16 protein-coding genes are annotated in these 15,523 nt (G+C 66.6%); 7 read left to right on the top strand and 9 right to left on the bottom strand.

The genetic code is table 11. The annotated features are described in order from the left end of the window. Nucleotides 1-238 precede the first annotated feature (238 nt). On the bottom strand, nt 239-1,039 hold the full coding sequence (locus DI041_RS05425) for an ABC transporter permease (protein ID WP_136639231.1): 801 nt from the start codon (nt 1,037-1,039) through the stop codon (nt 239-241). After that, nucleotides 1,036-2,004, bottom strand: a complete 969-nt coding sequence (locus tag DI041_RS05420) for an ABC transporter ATP-binding protein (protein ID WP_051501690.1) — start codon at nt 2,002-2,004, stop codon at nt 1,036-1,038. Before DI041_RS05420 ends, DI041_RS05425 begins: the two co-directional genes overlap by 4 nt. Before the next feature lie 84 nt (nt 2,005-2,088). Between DI041_RS05420 and DI041_RS05415 the strand changes: the two genes are divergently transcribed. Continuing rightward, entirely contained in the window at nt 2,089-2,838 is a 750-nt protein-coding gene (locus DI041_RS05415; protein WP_136639230.1) for a ferredoxin--NADP reductase, read from the top strand. Between the two features lie 74 nt (nt 2,839-2,912). Here the strand turns inward: DI041_RS05415 and DI041_RS05410 are convergent, their stop codons facing one another. From DI041_RS05410 to DI041_RS05400, 3 genes are all read right to left on the bottom strand, one after another. After that, nucleotides 2,913-4,088, bottom strand: a complete 1,176-nt coding sequence (locus tag DI041_RS05410; protein ID WP_136639229.1) for a lytic polysaccharide monooxygenase — start codon at nt 4,086-4,088, stop codon at nt 2,913-2,915. A 178-nt stretch (nt 4,089-4,266) separates the two neighbouring features. Continuing rightward, nucleotides 4,267-5,439 carry a lytic polysaccharide monooxygenase gene (locus tag DI041_RS05405; protein ID WP_136639228.1) on the bottom strand — a complete coding sequence of 391 codons (1,173 nt, stop codon included), beginning with the start codon at nt 5,437-5,439 and terminating at the stop codon, nt 4,267-4,269. Nucleotides 5,440-5,630: 191 nt separating this feature from the next. Then, nucleotides 5,631-6,158 carry a DUF1203 domain-containing protein gene (locus tag DI041_RS05400; RefSeq protein ID WP_136639227.1) on the bottom strand — a complete coding sequence of 176 codons (528 nt, stop codon included), beginning with the start codon at nt 6,156-6,158 and terminating at the stop codon, nt 5,631-5,633. Between the two features lie 155 nt (nt 6,159-6,313). On the opposite strand from DI041_RS05400, the gene DI041_RS05395 reads away from it, so the two are divergent. From DI041_RS05395 to DI041_RS05380, 4 genes are all read left to right on the top strand, one after another. Further along, nucleotides 6,314-7,516 (top strand): GGDEF domain-containing protein, encoded by a 1,203-nt coding sequence (locus DI041_RS05395; protein ID WP_136639226.1) that lies wholly within the window; start codon nt 6,314-6,316, stop codon nt 7,514-7,516. A gap of 68 nt (nt 7,517-7,584) precedes the next feature. Further along, the gene (locus tag DI041_RS05390; protein ID WP_136639225.1) at nt 7,585-9,111 is read left to right on the top strand and encodes an alpha/beta fold hydrolase; all 1,527 of its coding nucleotides are present in this window, start codon (nt 7,585-7,587) and stop codon (nt 9,109-9,111) included. After that, nucleotides 9,108-9,854, top strand: coding sequence for an ABC transporter ATP-binding protein (locus DI041_RS05385; RefSeq protein ID WP_136639224.1), 747 nt, complete (start codon nt 9,108-9,110; stop codon nt 9,852-9,854). Before DI041_RS05390 ends, DI041_RS05385 begins: the two co-directional genes overlap by 4 nt. Beyond that, on the top strand, nt 9,851-11,035 hold the full coding sequence (locus DI041_RS05380) for an ABC transporter permease (RefSeq protein WP_136639223.1): 1,185 nt from the start codon (nt 9,851-9,853) through the stop codon (nt 11,033-11,035). The genes DI041_RS05385 and DI041_RS05380 overlap by 4 nt, the downstream gene beginning before the upstream one ends. A 72-nt stretch (nt 11,036-11,107) precedes the next feature. On the opposite strand, the gene DI041_RS05375 is transcribed toward DI041_RS05380, so the two are convergent. Continuing rightward, on the bottom strand, nt 11,108-11,536 hold the full coding sequence (locus DI041_RS05375) for a DUF7832 domain-containing protein (RefSeq protein ID WP_136639222.1): 429 nt from the start codon (nt 11,534-11,536) through the stop codon (nt 11,108-11,110). 67 nt (nt 11,537-11,603) lie between these two features. Continuing rightward, complete coding sequence (locus tag DI041_RS05370) at nt 11,604-12,389, bottom strand: AraC family transcriptional regulator (protein WP_136639221.1); 786 nt, start codon at nt 12,387-12,389, stop codon at nt 11,604-11,606. Nucleotides 12,390-12,466: 77 nt separating this feature from the next. Between DI041_RS05370 and DI041_RS05365 the strand changes: the two genes are divergently transcribed. Beyond that, a complete protein-coding gene (locus tag DI041_RS05365; RefSeq protein WP_012512430.1) occupies nt 12,467-12,721 on the top strand; it encodes a hypothetical protein in 255 nt (84 codons plus the stop codon). Between the two features lie 73 nt (nt 12,722-12,794). Here DI041_RS05365 and DI041_RS05360 read toward each other — a convergent pair whose 3' ends face one another. Next, nucleotides 12,795-13,796 carry an energy transducer TonB gene (locus DI041_RS05360; protein WP_136639220.1) on the bottom strand — a complete coding sequence of 334 codons (1,002 nt, stop codon included), beginning with the start codon at nt 13,794-13,796 and terminating at the stop codon, nt 12,795-12,797. A 200-nt stretch (nt 13,797-13,996) separates the two neighbouring features. Further along, nucleotides 13,997-14,617 carry a TIGR00645 family protein gene (locus DI041_RS05355; protein WP_136639219.1) on the bottom strand — a complete coding sequence of 207 codons (621 nt, stop codon included), beginning with the start codon at nt 14,615-14,617 and terminating at the stop codon, nt 13,997-13,999. 112 nt (nt 14,618-14,729) lie between these two features. Here DI041_RS05355 and DI041_RS05350 point away from each other — a divergent pair, with 112 nt between their 5' ends. Further along, nucleotides 14,730-15,419, top strand: a complete 690-nt coding sequence (locus DI041_RS05350; RefSeq protein WP_136639218.1) for a glutathione binding-like protein — start codon at nt 14,730-14,732, stop codon at nt 15,417-15,419. Nucleotides 15,420-15,523 lie beyond the last annotated feature (104 nt).

The following is a 15,523-nucleotide window of genomic DNA, read 5'->3' as shown; positions in this document are numbered from 1 at the left end:
GATCTACCGTGTCGACCAAGGTCGACACCCACCAACAGCAGCGGGAACCTGTCGAGGGCGGGGTGGGTCCGGTTGCGGGGGCGTGAGCCGCATGGATGCGGCGATCGAGCTTACATGGACGTACTTGCAGCGTCCCCCGCAACCGGACCCACCCCGCCATCCCACGGATAGTCAGCTGTTGAAGTTGCCGTTGACGTTGATTCGGCGGGTGCAGGGCCGCAGGCCCTGCAGGTACCCCTCAGCTACGCATGCCCACGCCACGGCGCAGCAACCACAGCGCCAGCGCCGTCAGCACCACCACGAAGCCGATCATCAGCGCATACGCCACCAGCACCGGCACATCGCTGCTGCCCAGCAGGCCATAGCGGAACGCATTGACCATGTAGAAGATCGGATTCGCATGCGTCGCCGCCTCGGCCCAGCCCGGCAGCAGCTTCACCGAATAGAACACGCCACCCAGGTAGGTCAGCGGGGTCAGGATGAAGGTCGGCACGATCGCCACGTCATCGAATTTCTTCGCATACACCGCATTGATGAAGCCGGCCAGCGAGAAGATCGTCGCACCCAGGATCACCGTGGTCAGTGTCACCAGCGGATGCGGAATGCGCACCGGGGTGAAGAACATCGCGATGATCAGCACGATCACGCCCACCATCAGGCCGCGCAGCACCGCACCGGCCACATAGCCCCACAGGATCACCCAGTTCGGCATCGGGCTGACCAGCAGCTCTTCAACGTGGCGGCCGAACTTGGCGCCGAAGAACGAGGAGCTGATGTTGCCGTAGCTGTTCTGGATCACGCTCATCATCACCAGGCCAGGCACGATGAACTGCATGTAGCTGTAACCACCCATGTCGCCAACGCGCGAGCCGATCAGGCCGCCGAAGATCAGGAAGTACAGGGTCATGGTGATCGCAGGCGGTACCAGGGTCTGGCCCCAGATGCGCATGATGCGTGCGACTTCGCGGCGCACGATTGTCATCAGTGCGACGCGGTTGCGCTGGCCGTCGGTCAGGACCGGGGTCGGGGTGCTGCTCATGCGGACGTCTCCTGGTTGCCAGTGAGGCGCACGAACAGTTCCTCCAGGCGGTTGCTCTTGGTACGCATCGAGCGCACGCGGATGCCCGCCGCGTTCAGTGCCTCGAACACGCGGTTGAGGTCCATCGCACGTGGCATGTCGATGTCCAGCGTATGGCCGTCGGTGGCGGTCAGGGTTGCCCCCTCGATCACCGGCAACTGGGCGGGCAGGGTGCCGTCGATGTCCAGCAGGAAGCCTTCCACGTCAAGCTTGGCCAGCAGTTCGCGCATCGGGCCCTGGGTGACGATCTGGCCGTGGTCGATGATGGCCAGGTTGCGGCACAGGTGCTCGGCCTCCTCCAGGTAGTGGGTGGTGAGGATGATCGTGGTGCCGGCGGCGTTGATCTCCTTCAGCACCCGCCACATGTCGCGGCGGATCTCGATGTCCACGCCAGCGGTCGGTTCGTCCAGGATCAGCAGGCGCGGCCGGGTCATCATCGCGCGGGCGATCATCAGCCGGCGCTTCATGCCACCGGACAGGGTGCGGCTCATCACCTGCGCCTTCTCCCACAGGTGGGCGCGCTTGAGCTCGACTTCGGCCATCTGCTCGGCTTCGGCGCGCGGCACGCCGTAGAAGCCGGCGTAGTTCACCAGGATGTCGAAGGGCTTTTCGAACAGGTTGAAGTTGATTTCCTGCGGCACCAGCCCGATCAGGCGCATGGTGGCGCTGCGGTTGCGCACCAGGTCGCTGCCGAACACTTCCACCTGGCCCTCGCTGAGGTTGACCAGGGAGCTGATGATGCCGATCAGGGTCGACTTGCCGGCACCGTTGGGGCCGAGCAGGGCGAAGAAGTCGCCCGGGGCCACTTCCAGGGAAACGCCCTTCAGGGCCTGGGTGCCGTTGTCGTAGGTCTTGCGCAGGTCGCGCACGCGCAGGGCGGGCGCCGTATCGTTCAGGGAAGCCAAGCTCGAAGCCTTCGCGCCCATGGGCTGGCGCTGGAGAGGGGCGGGGAGGGGCTATTATAGAAGACCCCGAGGGCTTGCCCCGGCTACACACTGTCCCGAAAAGTCGTGCCTGTTCAATTCCCCCTCAAGCTGGTCGGCTGCCGCATGCTGGCCCCGACCGTCGGCCACTACCAGTTCGTGCGTGACGATGGACAGCCACTGGATTTCCAGCCCGGCCAGTTCATCCAGGTCCATTTCAGCTACGCCGACGGTACCGAAACCAAGCGCAGCTATTCGCTGGCGACCATCCACGACCACGCGCTGGGCCCGGGCGAGGCGGTGGATATCGCGGTCAGTTTCGTACCCGGTGGCGCCGCCACGGCCCTGTTCGAGGCGCTGGAGCAGGGCGGCCAGATCAGCGCGTCCGGCCCCTACGGCCGCTTCTGCCTGAATCCAGGTGACCACAACGCCCGTTACCTGCTGATCGCCACCGGTACCGGCGTTACCCCGTACCGCTCCATGCTGCCGCTGCTGGAGAAGGCCATGGCCGAGCGCGGTGTGCAGATCGTGCTGCTGCAGGGCGCGCGCAGCCCGGGTGAGTTGCTGTACAGCGAAGACTTCTACAGCTTCGCCGAAAAGCATCCGAACTTCCGCTATGTGCCGTGCCTGTCGCGCGAATTGCCCGCCGATCCGCACCCGGACGTGCAGCACGGCTACGTCCAGCAGGCGCTGTCCGGCTTCACCCCGGACCCGGCCACCGACATCGCCTACCTGTGCGGCAACCCGGACATGGTCGATGCCTGTGCCGAACTGCTCAAGGCCGCCGGCCTCGGCAACCCGCAGATCCGCCGCGAGAAGTACGTCAGCAGTAAATAATCCCGGGTAGTGCCGGCCGCTGGCCGGCAGCCCATGAACCAGGGGCGGCATCACGCCGCCCCCGGTGCCCTGCCTCAGTACGCGATCCAGGCGTCACGCCAGGCAAAGCCGGTGCCCGGGCGGTAGGCATCGGCATTGATGTTGCACCAGGCACCTTCCGGGAACGGGCGGCAGGCGTAGAGCTTGCCGTCGGTGCCCTTCACCACGGTCTCGCCCGGCTTGTAGCTGCCGAGACCGGCCGGGTACACGAAGTCGAAGTCGCCGCCCGGCGGATCGACCGGATCGATCGGGCCCGGCCCCGGCACCTGGGTTTCCAGCTGGAAGCGGTTGCCCGGCTTCAGGTACACGCGGTTGTCGGTGGCCGAGGCGACCGGCGTGATCACGCCGTTCTTCATCACACCCACGCGGGCGTGCTGCGCGCTGGCGTTGACTTTGCGGGCCAGGGCCAGCGGCCACTGTGTCGGGCTGGTCTGGCCAGCGGCCAGCTTGGTTTCCACACGCTCCAGGTCGTTGCCGTTGGCATTGAACACGCGCAGGGTCACGGTGGTGCCAACGTCCAGTGCGCCGTTGGCGGTCACCGCGCCGGCATCCTGCCACTGCGGCGGCGGAACCACGCCACCGCCACCCTCGAAGCGCACGTCCATGCAGGTGTAGAACGCTTCCTGCGAATCCGAGCGCTGCCAGGTGTTGTAGATGATGTGCTGGCCACTGCGCTTGGGCAGCGGGCAGTCCAGCTTGTAGACACCGCCTTCGGACAGCGGCACGTTGCCCAAGGTGCAGAATTCCTGCAGGTCGGCCCAGCGCAGCGGGCTGCCCGGCTGCCAGCCGTCACGGGTGACGTAGAACTTCCACTCTCGGGTGGCGTGCGGCGCCGGCGCCAGGAATTCGAAGGTGTAGCGGCCACGCGAGTCGGCGCGCACCGGCGTGGTCGGCCAGTCGCTGCGGTTCAGATCGAGGCCGCGGTACTTGGGGATGCTGGCGCTGCACAGCTCGCCATCGCGCACCAGGTCGCGGTGGTTGCCATTGGCGTTGCCATGCGCGATCGCGCTCCAGTCGTAGAACGGCTGCGCGCCGCCGATGGCCTTGGCCGCGGCACAGGCCGGGTTGGTCGGGTTTTCCGGATTGCCCTCGTGGCACTGCTTCACGCGGCTGAGCGGCTTGGACATGGTGCCGTGGGCGAGGGCGCTGCCGGACAGGGCCAGGCCGGCGACGACGGACAGTGCGAGGACCGCCCGATGGGACAGATGCATGCAGGAATTCCTTTGCGAAGTGTGGGAAACCTCGCGCAGTCTTCATATGCAGGCGGGCCGGCAACATCGGACAAGTTTGAAATCGATGACTGCTGTGTTCGATCTGCAACACGATGCTCACTGTGCAGCCTTCCGTGCGGAAGGCGGTGCACTGTGCACCGCCTCCCGCATCACTGCCTCAGTACGCGATCCACGCATCACGCCAGGCCGCGCCTGCACCCGGCCGATAGGCTTCGGCGTTGACGTTGCACCATGCACCTTCCGGGAACGGGCGGCAGGCATACAGCTTGCCATCGCTGCCCTTCACCACGGTCTGGCCCGGCACGTAACTGCCGATGCCGGCGGGGTATACGTGGTCGAAATCGCCGCCCGGTGACGGCGTCCCCGGGTCCGGCACCTTGGTGTCGAGCTGGAAGCGGTTGCCGTTCTTCAGGTACACGCGGTTGTCGGTGGCCGAGGCGGAGGGCGTGATCACGCCGTTGTTCAGCACGCCCACGCGCGCATGCTGGGCACTGGCATTGACCTTGCGGGCCAGCGCAAACGGCCATTGCGCGGCCGCGGTCTGGCCGCTGGCCAGGATCGCTTCCACGCGTTCGACATCATTGCCGTTGGCATTGAACACGCGCAGCGCCAGGGTGGTGCCGACCGGCAGCTCGCCGCGCGCGGTGACCGGACCGGCGTCCTGCCACTGCGCTGCCGGCGGGGTGCTGCCGCCGCTTCCTTCAAAGCGCACGTCCATGCAGGTGTAGAACGCTTCGGTCGAATCCGAGCGCTGCCAGGTGTTGTAGATCACATGCTGGCCGCTGCGCTGCGGCAGCGTGCACTGCAGCTTGTAGGTGCCATCGGCCGACAGCGGCGTGTTGCCCAGCGTGCAGAACTCCTGCAGGTCGGCCCAGCGCAGCGGGCTGCCCGGCTGCCAGCCGTCGCGGGTGACGAAGAAGCGCCAGTCGCGCGTGGCATGTGGTGCGGTTGCCTTGAACACGAAGGTGAACTTGCCGTTGGCGTCTGCCTGGATCGGAGTGGTCTGCCAGTCGCTGCGGTTCACATCCAGCCCGCGGAAGGTCGGGTTGTTGCCGCTGCACAGCTTGCCGTCGGGCACTACGGCCTGGTGGTTGCCGTTGGCGTTGGCCTGATTGATGCCGTTCCAGTCGTAGAACGCCTGCGAACCACCGACGGCCTTGGCGGCGGCACAGGCCGGGTTGGTCGGGTTCTCCGGATTGCCCTGGAAACAGGCATAGACGCGGCTGATCGGCGTGGTCATCGTGCCATGGGCAAATGCATCGCTGGCTACCAGCAGGCCAGCGGCGGCCAATGAAGTGGCCAGCAACAGCGGTGTGGATCGGAATGACATGGCGCTTCCTTGTGGTCGTCGAAAGAGAGCGGTGACCGCAGGAGCTGCGCTGCACGGCGGACTTTCGGCGGCACCACGGCGAGTATCGAGTCGCGGTGCGGGCTGAGGAACCACGGAAGCGCCGATCCGTGACTGTGGGTGTGAAGCCCTTCCCGCCAGCTTCACGTGGGGCTGAACGGATGCGTTGGCGGTCACGCGACAGGCGTGGCATCGATCACGTCGTGGAGATCGTGCTGGCCAATCTCGCGGTCGATCCGATCGGCCTGGCACGAAAAGCAGCCATGTGCCGCGTTGTGCAACTGGACGAAGGCCACCGCTGGGTCGGCGAACAGGGTGTCCAGCTGCGTGGCGACGTCGGTGCCGGCGCAGACCTGCGCAGCCAGCATCAGCGCAGCGTGGTCATAGGCGCGCAGCGAGATCATCCGCCGTTGCACATAGGGAGGCACCTCGCCCGCTGGCAGCACGCAACGGGTCACCCCGCGCTGCACGAAGATCGGGCCGGAGGCGTGATAGGGAGAGTGCAGGGGCAGATGGACATGCGACAACAGCAGCAGTTCGCTGCCACTGGGTGGATCGCTCAGGCTGATCCGGCAGGGATGGCCGCCGCTCTCGCCGGCCCAGCGACGCTGGATGCCCAGCGCGGCGAGTTCGCGCTCACTTTTCTCGAACAGGTGCTGGAAGGGGCGGTGGTCGAGGCCACCGAGGTACCAGGTGTGCACGGACGTCTCCTTGGATTTCCTGCGGAGTCTGCCCATGCGTCGCCGGTCCTGCTCGCCGTTTTCCGACCCCGCATCACCCTCGGACCGGACAACGCCATGGGGACTGCACCACAAGGCGCTAAGATGCGCGCGCCGCCCCGGTCGACGAGCGCCGCATGTCCCTGGATTTCCCCACCATCACCGTGCTTGGCTTCCTGCTCTGCATCGGCATTGCGGTGGGGTTCTCGTTGCTGCTGGTCGTGCTGCGCGGGCAACCGGTGCTGCGCCAGTGGACCATCAGCCTGTGGCTGCTGACCGTGGGCGTGACCCTGCTGGCCTTGCGGCCGTACCTGCCGCTGGCCCCGGCCGTGCTGGCCGGCAATGCGGCGATGGCCGGTTGTGGCCTGATGATGCTGCGCGGCGTGGCACTGCACCTGGAGCAGCCGTTGCCGTTGTGGCGGCCGCTGCTGATCGCGGCCGCGTTCATGGCAGGCATCTTCGCCTTCCTGGTGCTCTGGCCGAACCTGCACCTGCGCCTGCAGGTGTTCAGTGTATTCGCGCTGATCGTCGATGGCTGGATCGCATGGCTGCTGCTGCGACATGCACCGGCGCAGCAGCGCACCAGCTGCCGGCTCGCGGCGGCGGTGTTCCTGGCCGAGGCTGCGCTGTACGCCGTGCGCTTGTTCCTGCCGGTGGCACCCGATGCCGGCGAGGACATCATGCGTACCGGCTCGCCGATGTTCGTTACCTACATCGCCGGCGTGATGCTGGAACTGGCGCGCTGTTTCGCGATGGTGCTGCTGCTGGTCGAGCGCATGTTGGTCGATCTGCGGCATGCGGCACGCACTGATGGCCTGACCCGCCTGCTCAACCGTAGCGCGCTGCTGGCCGACGGCCAGGCACAGCTGCAGCTGATGCGCCGGCAGCAACGGCCGCTGGCCCTGCTGCTGGTCGACGTCGACCACTTCAAACGGATCAATGATCGCTGGGGCCACCTGGCCGGTGACCAGGTACTACGTCACTTTGCTTCGGTGCTGCAGCACAGCACGCAGGGGCGGACACACCTGTTGGGTCGCTATGGGGGCGAGGAATTCGTGCTGGTCCTGGCCGACGGTACGTCGAGCGACGCAGTGGCGTTGGCAGCGCTGATCCGCACCCACCTGCAGCAGTACCCTGCATTGCTGGCCGGTGGGCCGGTGACGGTCACCGCCAGCATCGGCCTGGCCATGGACGAGGGCCAAGGTGATCTGTCGACGCTGCTGGCAGCGGCTGACGCCGCGTTGTACCGGGCCAAAGCCGAGGGCCGCGATCGCCTGGTCTGCGCCGTTCCGGCGACGATTTCGGCCTTGCCCATCGCCGACGACGCCGTGCCCGTGTAAGTTGAGTCACATCTTCCGCGGCAGCCCGTCGTGGTTGCCAGGAACGTCCTCCAGGGGAAACGAGCACGATGCAAAGACACCACCTCGCGTTGGCCGCAGCGTTGGCCAGCCTGATGCTTGCCGGTTGCAGCCAGTTACCGTCACCCGGCGCCGAAGGCGCCAGCGACGCACCAAGCCGCCGCTTCGGCACGATCGATTTCCAGCCCTGTACGCTGTCCACCGAAGGTGCCAGCGCCAACGTCGAGGCGCAGTGCGCCACCCTGCAGGTGCCGGAGAACCGTGCACAGCCCGATGGCCGACGCATCGGCCTGCGCATCGCCTGGCTGGAATCGGGCAGCAGCGGCTCCAGCCAGCCCGACCCGGTGTTCTTCCTGGCCGGTGGCCCCGGCCAGGCGGCCAGCGAAGTGGCCGTCATCGTCGATACCGCGCTGCGCCAGGTGCGCAAACAGCGTGACGTGTTCCTGATCGACCAGCGCGGCACCGGCGGCTCCAATCCGCTCAGCTGCCACGGCACGGACGGCAAGGAACTGCAGATGGACGAGGACGCCGCCCCCACAGAGGCGTCGCTGCGCGACTACGCACAGCGCTGCGCGGCCTCGCTGCAGGGGCGTGCCGATGCACGCTTCTACACCACCACCGAGGCCATCGCCGACCTGGACGCCGTGCGCCAGGCCTTGGGCGTGGACCGGATCAACCTGGTTGGCGGCTCCTACGGGACCCGCGTGGCCCAGCGCTATGCCGGCGCTTACCCGCAGCACACCCGCAGCATCGTCATCGATGGCGTAGTGCCCAATGAACTGGTGGTGGGTGGCGACTTCGCCACAACGTTCGAGGATGCGATCGCCCTGCAGTCGGCGCAGTGCCGCAAGGATGCCGCCTGCAGCAAGCGCTTCCCGACCGACACCCGCGCGCAGCTGCGCAGCGTGGTCGAGACACTGCGCCGTGCCCCGGTTTCGGTCGAGTACCGCGATCCTGGCACCTATCAGACCCGCAAGGATGTGCTGAATCCGGACAGCGTGGTGGGTCTGGCCTTCGCTTTCTCCTACGTTCCGCAGTACGCCTCGCTGTTGCCGCTGGTGCTCGATGAGGCCGCGCAGGGACGCTACGCGCCCCTGGCCTCGCTCGCGCGTGGTGCGAACCGCAGCATGGATTTCCAGATCAACCGCGGCATGCAGTGGTCGGTGATCTGCAGCGAGGATGCGCCGCGCTACAGGGCGCCTGCCGAGGACCCGGAGCGACTGTTCGGCAACGAGGTGGCCAGCGCGTTCTTCGCCGCGTGCCCGGTATGGCCGCACCAGCCGGCGCCAGCCGCCAATGCCGTGCCGCTGCGCAGCGAGGTACCCGCGCTGCTGCTGTCCGGTGAACTGGATCCGGTGACACCCCCGCGCTACGCCGAGCAGGTACTCAAGGGCCTGCCGAATGGCCGTGCACTGGTCGCTCGTGGCCAGGGCCACGGCACGCTGAGTGCCGGCTGCATGCCGCGCCTGCTCGGCCAGTTCATCGACAAGACCGATGCCAAGGCGCTGGATGCCGGCTGCCTGGACACGCTGAGCTACGTGCCGGCGTTCACCTCGTTCAACGGATGGGAACCATGATCGTCGCCGACAACCTGCACAAGGCTTTCGACACCCGTACCGGGCGCATCCAGGCGGTCGCCAACGTCGGCTTCCGTGCCGAGGATGGCCGCATCACCGGCCTGCTCGGCCCCAATGGTGCCGGCAAGACCACCACCATGCGCATGCTGTACACACTGATGACTCCGGATCAGGGCAGCATCAGCGTCGATGGCATCGACGCGGCGCGCAATCCGGTGGAAGTACGCCGCCACCTTGGCGTCCTGCCCGATGCGCGCGGTGTCTACAAGCGCCTGACCGCGCGCGAGAACATCGCCTACTTCGGCGAGCTGCATGGCCTGTCGGCCGAGCGCATCCGCGAACGCATCGAAGTGCTGTCGCATGCCTTGGACATGGGTGACATCCTCGATCGCCAGACCGATGGCTTCTCGCAGGGCCAGCGCACCAAGACCGCGATCGCCCGCGCGCTGGTGCACGACCCGCGCAACGTCATTCTTGATGAACCCACCAACGGCCTGGACGTGATGACCACGCGCGCGCTGCGCCGTTTCCTGCTGGGCCTGCGCGAAGAGGGCCGTTGCGTGATCCTGTCCAGCCACATCATGCAGGAGGTGGGCGCACTGTGTGACCACATCGTGATCATCGCCAAGGGCACGGTGATGGCGGACGGCAGCGCCGATGAACTGCGCGCGCAGGCCGGCGAACCCAACCTGGAAGACGCGTTCGTGAAACTGATCGGCAGCGAAGAGGGCCTGCACGCATGAGCATGATGTCGACCCTGATGACGGTAATGCGCAAGGAACTGCGCGATCTTTCCCGTGATCGCCGCACGCTGCTGCTGACCCTGCTGTTCGGGCCGCTGCTGTACCCGGTGCTGCTGCTGGGCATGGGCAAGCTGGCCGAGAGCCGGGTACGCACCCAGATCGAACAGCCGCTGCAGATTCCAACCATCGGTGCGGAGAATGCACCGAACCTGGTGCGCTTCCTCGCCGCACAGGGGCTCAATACCGCACCGGCGCCGAAGGACCTGGCCGAGGCCATCCGCAGCCAGGACATCGACGTGGCGCTGCGCATCAGCGATGACTTCGGCAAGGACTGGGCCGACGGCAAGCCGGCGCTGGTGGAAGTGATCAAGGACAGTACCCGCCGTGCTGCTGAGGTACCCAGTGCGCGGCTGGAAGCGGCGCTGGCCACCTACAACGGCCAGGTCGGTGCGCTGCGGTTGATGGCGCGTGGCGTTGACGCGCAGGTGGCGCGGCCGCTGGATGTGGCACGCCAGGACCTGGCCAGTGCCGAGGCCAAGCGCGGCATGATCCTCTCGATGCTGCTGCCGGTGCTGCTCACGCTGACCTCGTTCATCGGCGGCGCCTATCTGGTGATGGATGCCACCGCCGGCGAGCGCGAGCGGCAGTCACTGGAACCGCTGCTGGCCACGCCCGGCTCGCGCAGCGCGATCGTCAGCGGCAAGATCGCGGCTGCCTGCGTGGTCGGCTTTGTGTCACTGCTGCTGACCCTGGTGGCGTTCAAGGTGAGCGCACAGATCGCGCCCGGCAACATCGGCCGCCAGTTCAACATGAACGTCGCTTCGATGCTGCAGATGCTGCTGGTGATGCTGCCGATGCTGATGATCGGTACCTCGCTGCTGACCTTCCTGTCGGCGGCGGCCAAGAGCATGAAGGAAGCGCAGAGCCACATGACCTGGCTGATGCTGCTGCCGATGATGCCCGGTTACGCACTGGTGGCGTACCCGCTGAAGAGCGAGCTGTGGCAGTACGCCGTGCCGTTCCTGTCGCAGAACCAGATGCTGCTGAAGGTGATCCGCCACGAGACGATCACGCCGGCGGTGTGGGCGATCTACCTGGGCGCCAGCCTTGGCCTGGCCGCGGTGCTGTGGTTCGCTGCCGTGCGTCGCTACCACAACGAGCGTCTGGCCATCTCGGGCTGACCGCCACTGGTAGCGCCGGGCCATGCCCGGCGGATTTGGAACGAGGCCCGGTCATTCCGGGCCTCGTTGTTTTCAGGATTGCGTTGCCTGCCAAGCGGCGAAGCGTTGGGCGATCACCGGTGCCAATCGATCAAAGTTCTCCCAGGTATCAGCGACGTGGTACAGCGAAAGGACGTCGGCCCCCAGCTGTTCCTCATAGTCTTCGAGATACTGGCCATTCTCGAGGTCGTAATACACAGCAGTGAACGTGTTGGCTTCATCACTGATCAGGTCATCGACGAATTTGCCGTCGCTGCATCGAAGCAGGAACAGGCCGGGCGTCGTACTACGTTCCCGCAGCGCCTGCAGGTCTTCTTCTGCGTCCTCGGCGAGCTCTTCGCTTGCCATGCCCTGTGACAGCAGCCATGCCAGGTACATGCCGATGTGGGTGGCGCTGGCTTCGGCCGGAAGATCCGAAGGGAAGTCACCCCCGGAATGCCAGCTGGCGTCGTCGTACTTCATCTGTTCTCCTCCTGAATTTGGAAAACAGCTTAGGTCGCGAGTACAGACAGCGGGAGCGTTGAATGCGTCATCCGCCGGCATACCGCGAAGGCGTCACCCCCATCTCGCGCTTGAACACGGTGATGAAGGCACTGGGTGTGTCGTAGCCCATCGACAGCGCGACGCTGATCACCGGTTCTCCCGCCAGCAGGCGTGGCAGTGCCAGCAGCACCCGCAGGCGTTGCCGCCATTGGCTCAGCGTCATGTGGGTCTCGGCCAGCCAATGGCGCGCCAGGCTGCGGCTGGACAGTCCAATCGCGGCCGCCCAGTCCTCGACGCTGCGAAGGTCGTTCGGTGAACGTGCAAGTGCGGCAGCGATCCGGCGCAGGCGACGGTCGCGCGGTTGCGGCAGGGCCAGCGGCAATGGCGAGCTGGCGGCGATCTCATCGGCGATCACCCCGGCCAGTCGCACCTGTGTGGCATCCAGCGGAACATGCGGCCACTGCAACGCCCGGATCACCGCGGTCTGCAGCAGCGGCACGGGCTGGAAGATGCGAGGGGCTGCAGGCAGGTCGGTGCAGGCCTGCGCGCTGAAGTACAGGCTCCAGCCGTCGAACGCACTGGTGCTGGCCAGTGCGTGGGGCAGTGAAGGTGGTATCCAGGCGACATGACCCGCCGGCAGCAGCCAGTGCAGGTCGCCGACCTCGATCCGCAGCAGGCCCTGATGTGCACCCAGCAGCTGCCCGCGGGCGTGCTGGTGGCGTGCCGTGCGGCGCGGACCCGGAAGGCGCAGCTGCGCCCCCAGCAACACCGGGCCGCCGGCGGCATCGGCCAGCGCCGGGTCAATCAATGCGGAGGATGTCTGTTCTGCCATATCGTGTGGCAGTTATACGGCAGAACAGTCGAACGGCAAGCCTGACACTGGGCTCCCCTCAATGGAGCACCGACACCATGCAGCCACAGGACATCCTCCCCGATCACCAGAACGACGTGCAGGTGAACGGCCTCACTGTGCGCAAGGGCAGTGTTGGCGCCTTTCTTGCCAGCGTCCGCGACTGGCAGGACCCGGCCAGTGATCCTACCCTCCGCACCACTGCCGAGGCCGACCTGCGCGCACTGTTGCCGGGCCTGCACGCACTGGGCCTGTTCCAGGTGCTGGCTGCGCGTGATCCGGCGCTGCAACGCCTGATCGACAGCGTCTGCTGAAACGGACAAGGCCCGGAACGCTCCGGGCCCTGTGGGCAACAACTGCCGCCGGGCGTGGCCCGGCGTTACCCGCTCAGCCGCCCGGTGCGAACACCAGCGTGCGGCGGGTGGTGACCGGTGCGCTGACCGGTTCGAAACGCCAACGCTTCACTGCGTTCATCGCTTCCCGGTCGAAGACGCGCGACGGCGTTGCGCGCAGCACGCGGGCATTGATCACTGATCCGTCGGTGCCGACGGTGATTTCCACCAGCACTTCGCCGGAGGTACCGGCGCGCAGTGCCTCGGCCGGATAGCGCGGTGCCGGCGTACTGACCGGGCGCAGGCTCGGTGCCGCCGCTGCCGTGGCCTGGCGTGCGGCACTGGCCTGCTGGGCGGCCGCCTGCTGCTGCTTCTGCTCGGCCTCGCGGCGGGCGGTGGCCTGGCGCTCGGCTTCCTGACGCTCGCTGTCGCGGCGCGCGGCGTCCTGTTGCGCGGCGATCTGCTTGGCCGCATCGGCCTCCTTGGCGCGCTGCTCGGTCAGGCGCTGCTGTTCGGCCTGCTGCTTGGTCCGGTCTTCGGCGTCCTTCTTCGCCTTTTCAGCTTCGGTCTCGGTGCGCTTGGCCGCGTTCTCCACGCCCTTGGCCAGGCCTTCCTTCAGGCGCGGCAGGGCGGGGGCGGAGGCGTCCACCTTTTCGATCAGCGCTACCAGGCGCTGCGCCTCGGGGTAGTCCTCACGGCCCAGGTGCTGCTCGGCGGCGATCAGGGTGTAGGGCAGCAGATCGGTCAGCGCGCTCTTCACCGAAGCGTCGTCCGGCGTCTTGTCGCGCAGCGCCAGGTAGTACTCGATGGCGTTGTCGCCGGCCGGCGCATACATGCGGTTCTCACGCAGCGCCTGGCTGGCCGATTCGCGCAGCTGTTCGGTGCCCATCGACTGCACCTTGGCGGCGACCACCGGTGCTGTTGATGCAGCCGCGGCGGGCGTAGTGGCGGGTGCGGGTGCCGGGGTTTCTTCCTTGCCCGAGCAGGCGGCCAGCGCCAGTGCCAGGGCAACCGGCAGCCACCGGCGCGCGGCGGTGATCGTTGAGACGTGCGACATCCTGCTCCCCTCTAGAAGACGACGTGACGTAAATCATTGATATGCATGGCCGGGACCAGCGGTCCGGGCGCGGCAGGGTGACGTTTCCCGACGCCACCGCCGGCAACGGCGAGGGAGCAATCTAGCATCCCGGCCACCGCCGCGTACAAGGGCGATGGCCGGAACAGGGCAGCGGCAATGCGCCGCTGGTGGTCGCTACATCAGTGGTCGTGCGCCTTGTCGTGCGCCTTGCTGTGGCTGTTGGACATCAGCTTGTCGGTCCAGGCGATGCCGATCGCCGACAGGATGAACACGCAGTGGATGATGGTCTGCCACAGCACGCCTTCCTGGGTCAGCATCGAGCAGCGGGCGACACCGATGTTGGCCGCGGCCACGCTCATCTGCTCCGGGGTGCACAGCGGAATGCCACCCAGTGCACCACTGGCGATGAAGGTCTTCAACAGGTGGATCGAGGAGATGCCGATGATCGCCATCGCCAGCTTCACCTTCAGCACGCTGGCATTGACGTGGCTCAGCCATTCCGGCTGGTCCGGATGGCCTTCCAGGCGCAGGCGCGAGACGAAGGTCTCGTAGCCGCCGACGATCACCATCACCAGCAGGTTGGAGATCATCACCACGTCGATCAGGCCCAGCACGATCAGCATGATCTGCTGTTCACCCATCGAGGCCGAATGCGAGATCAGGTGCCACAGTTCCTTGCCGAACAGGAACACGTAGACGCACTGCGCCACGATCAGGCCCAGGTACAGCGGCAGCTGCAGCCAGCGCGAGGCGAAGATCAGCGTGGACAGCGGGGAGAGCGGCGGGCGGTTTGCACTCATGCGGAGGATGCTGCGTTGCGGGGGAGTGGCGAGGTTACCGACCTGCCGTGACGGTGCCAACCCAACTCACGCACTAGACTTCAGGTTCCTTTCCGCACCCCGAGCCGCCGCCATGATCGACCTGTATTACTGGCCCACCCCGAACGGCCACAAAGTGACCCTGCTGCTGGAAGAAGCCGGCCTGGAGTACCGCATCCACCCGGTCAACATCGGCTCGGGCGACCAGTTCAAGCCGGAGTTCCTGGCCATCTCGCCCAACAACAAGATGCCGGCCATCGTCGACCATGCCCCGGCCGACGGCGGCGCCCCGCAGAGCGTGTTCGAGTCCGGCGCGATCCTGCTGTATCTGGCCGAGAAGACCGGTCAGTTCCTGCCCAGCGACCCGCGCGGCCGCGTCACCACCCTGGAGTGGCTGTTCTGGCAGATGGCCGGCCTGGGCCCGATGAGCGGCCAAATGGGCCACTTCAATGTGTACGCGCCGGAAAAGATCCCCTACGCGATCGAGCGCTACGACAACGAAGTACGCCGCCTGCACGGGGTGATGGACAAGCGCCTGGCCCAGCACGCCTTCCTGGCCGGCGATGACTACACCATTGCCGACATGGCCAGCTACCCGTGGATCGGTGCCTACGACAAGCTGCCGGTGGATTTCGCCGCGTTCCCGAACCTGAAGCGCTGGCATGAAACGATTGCTGCGCGTCCGGCCACCCAGCGCGCCTATGCCCTGCGTGAGCAGGTGAACCCGAACGCGGGCAAGCCGCTGAGCGACGAAGAGCGCAAGCATCTGTTCGGCCAGCGCTGACCCGCCGCGGGGGCGGATCCCTTTGCAGCGCAAAGGGCTCTGACCCCAGCACCGCGGCATGGGCAGAAGGTCATGCTGCCTTCCCGCACGGGCTTGGTTAGGAT

The sequence above is a fragment of the Stenotrophomonas maltophilia genome, assembly GCF_004920835.1.
GTDB classification, from domain to species: Bacteria; Pseudomonadota; Gammaproteobacteria; order Xanthomonadales; family Xanthomonadaceae; genus Stenotrophomonas; species Stenotrophomonas maltophilia_AQ.
The sequence above is the reverse complement of the archived record's forward strand: the minus strand, read 5'-3'. Positions and strand labels throughout refer to the sequence as shown.

Coding starts and splice junctions, on each gene's coding strand:
- DI041_RS05410 (WP_136639229.1), bottom strand. CDS start 4,088: ATGCATCTGTCCCATCGGGCGGTCCTCGCACTGTCCGTCGTCGCCGGC.
- DI041_RS05375 (WP_136639222.1), bottom strand. CDS start 11,536: ATGAAGTACGACGACGCCAGCTGGCATTCCGGGGGTGACTTCCCTTCG.
- DI041_RS05360 (WP_136639220.1), bottom strand. CDS start 13,796: ATGTCGCACGTCTCAACGATCACCGCCGCGCGCCGGTGGCTGCCGGTT.
- DI041_RS05405 (WP_136639228.1), bottom strand. CDS start 5,439: ATGTCATTCCGATCCACACCGCTGTTGCTGGCCACTTCATTGGCCGCC.
- DI041_RS05380 (WP_136639223.1), top strand. CDS start 9,851: ATGAGCATGATGTCGACCCTGATGACGGTAATGCGCAAGGAACTGCGC.
- DI041_RS05350 (WP_136639218.1), top strand. CDS start 14,730: ATGATCGACCTGTATTACTGGCCCACCCCGAACGGCCACAAAGTGACC.
- DI041_RS05390 (WP_136639225.1), top strand. CDS start 7,585: ATGCAAAGACACCACCTCGCGTTGGCCGCAGCGTTGGCCAGCCTGATG.
- DI041_RS05420 (WP_051501690.1), bottom strand. CDS start 2,004: ATGGGCGCGAAGGCTTCGAGCTTGGCTTCCCTGAACGATACGGCGCCC.
- DI041_RS05370 (WP_136639221.1), bottom strand. CDS start 12,389: ATGGCAGAACAGACATCCTCCGCATTGATTGACCCGGCGCTGGCCGAT.
- DI041_RS05365 (WP_012512430.1), top strand. CDS start 12,467: ATGCAGCCACAGGACATCCTCCCCGATCACCAGAACGACGTGCAGGTG.
- DI041_RS05355 (WP_136639219.1), bottom strand. CDS start 14,617: ATGAGTGCAAACCGCCCGCCGCTCTCCCCGCTGTCCACGCTGATCTTC.
- DI041_RS05395 (WP_136639226.1), top strand. CDS start 6,314: ATGTCCCTGGATTTCCCCACCATCACCGTGCTTGGCTTCCTGCTCTGC.
- DI041_RS05385 (WP_136639224.1), top strand. CDS start 9,108: ATGATCGTCGCCGACAACCTGCACAAGGCTTTCGACACCCGTACCGGG.
- DI041_RS05425 (WP_136639231.1), bottom strand. CDS start 1,039: ATGAGCAGCACCCCGACCCCGGTCCTGACCGACGGCCAGCGCAACCGC.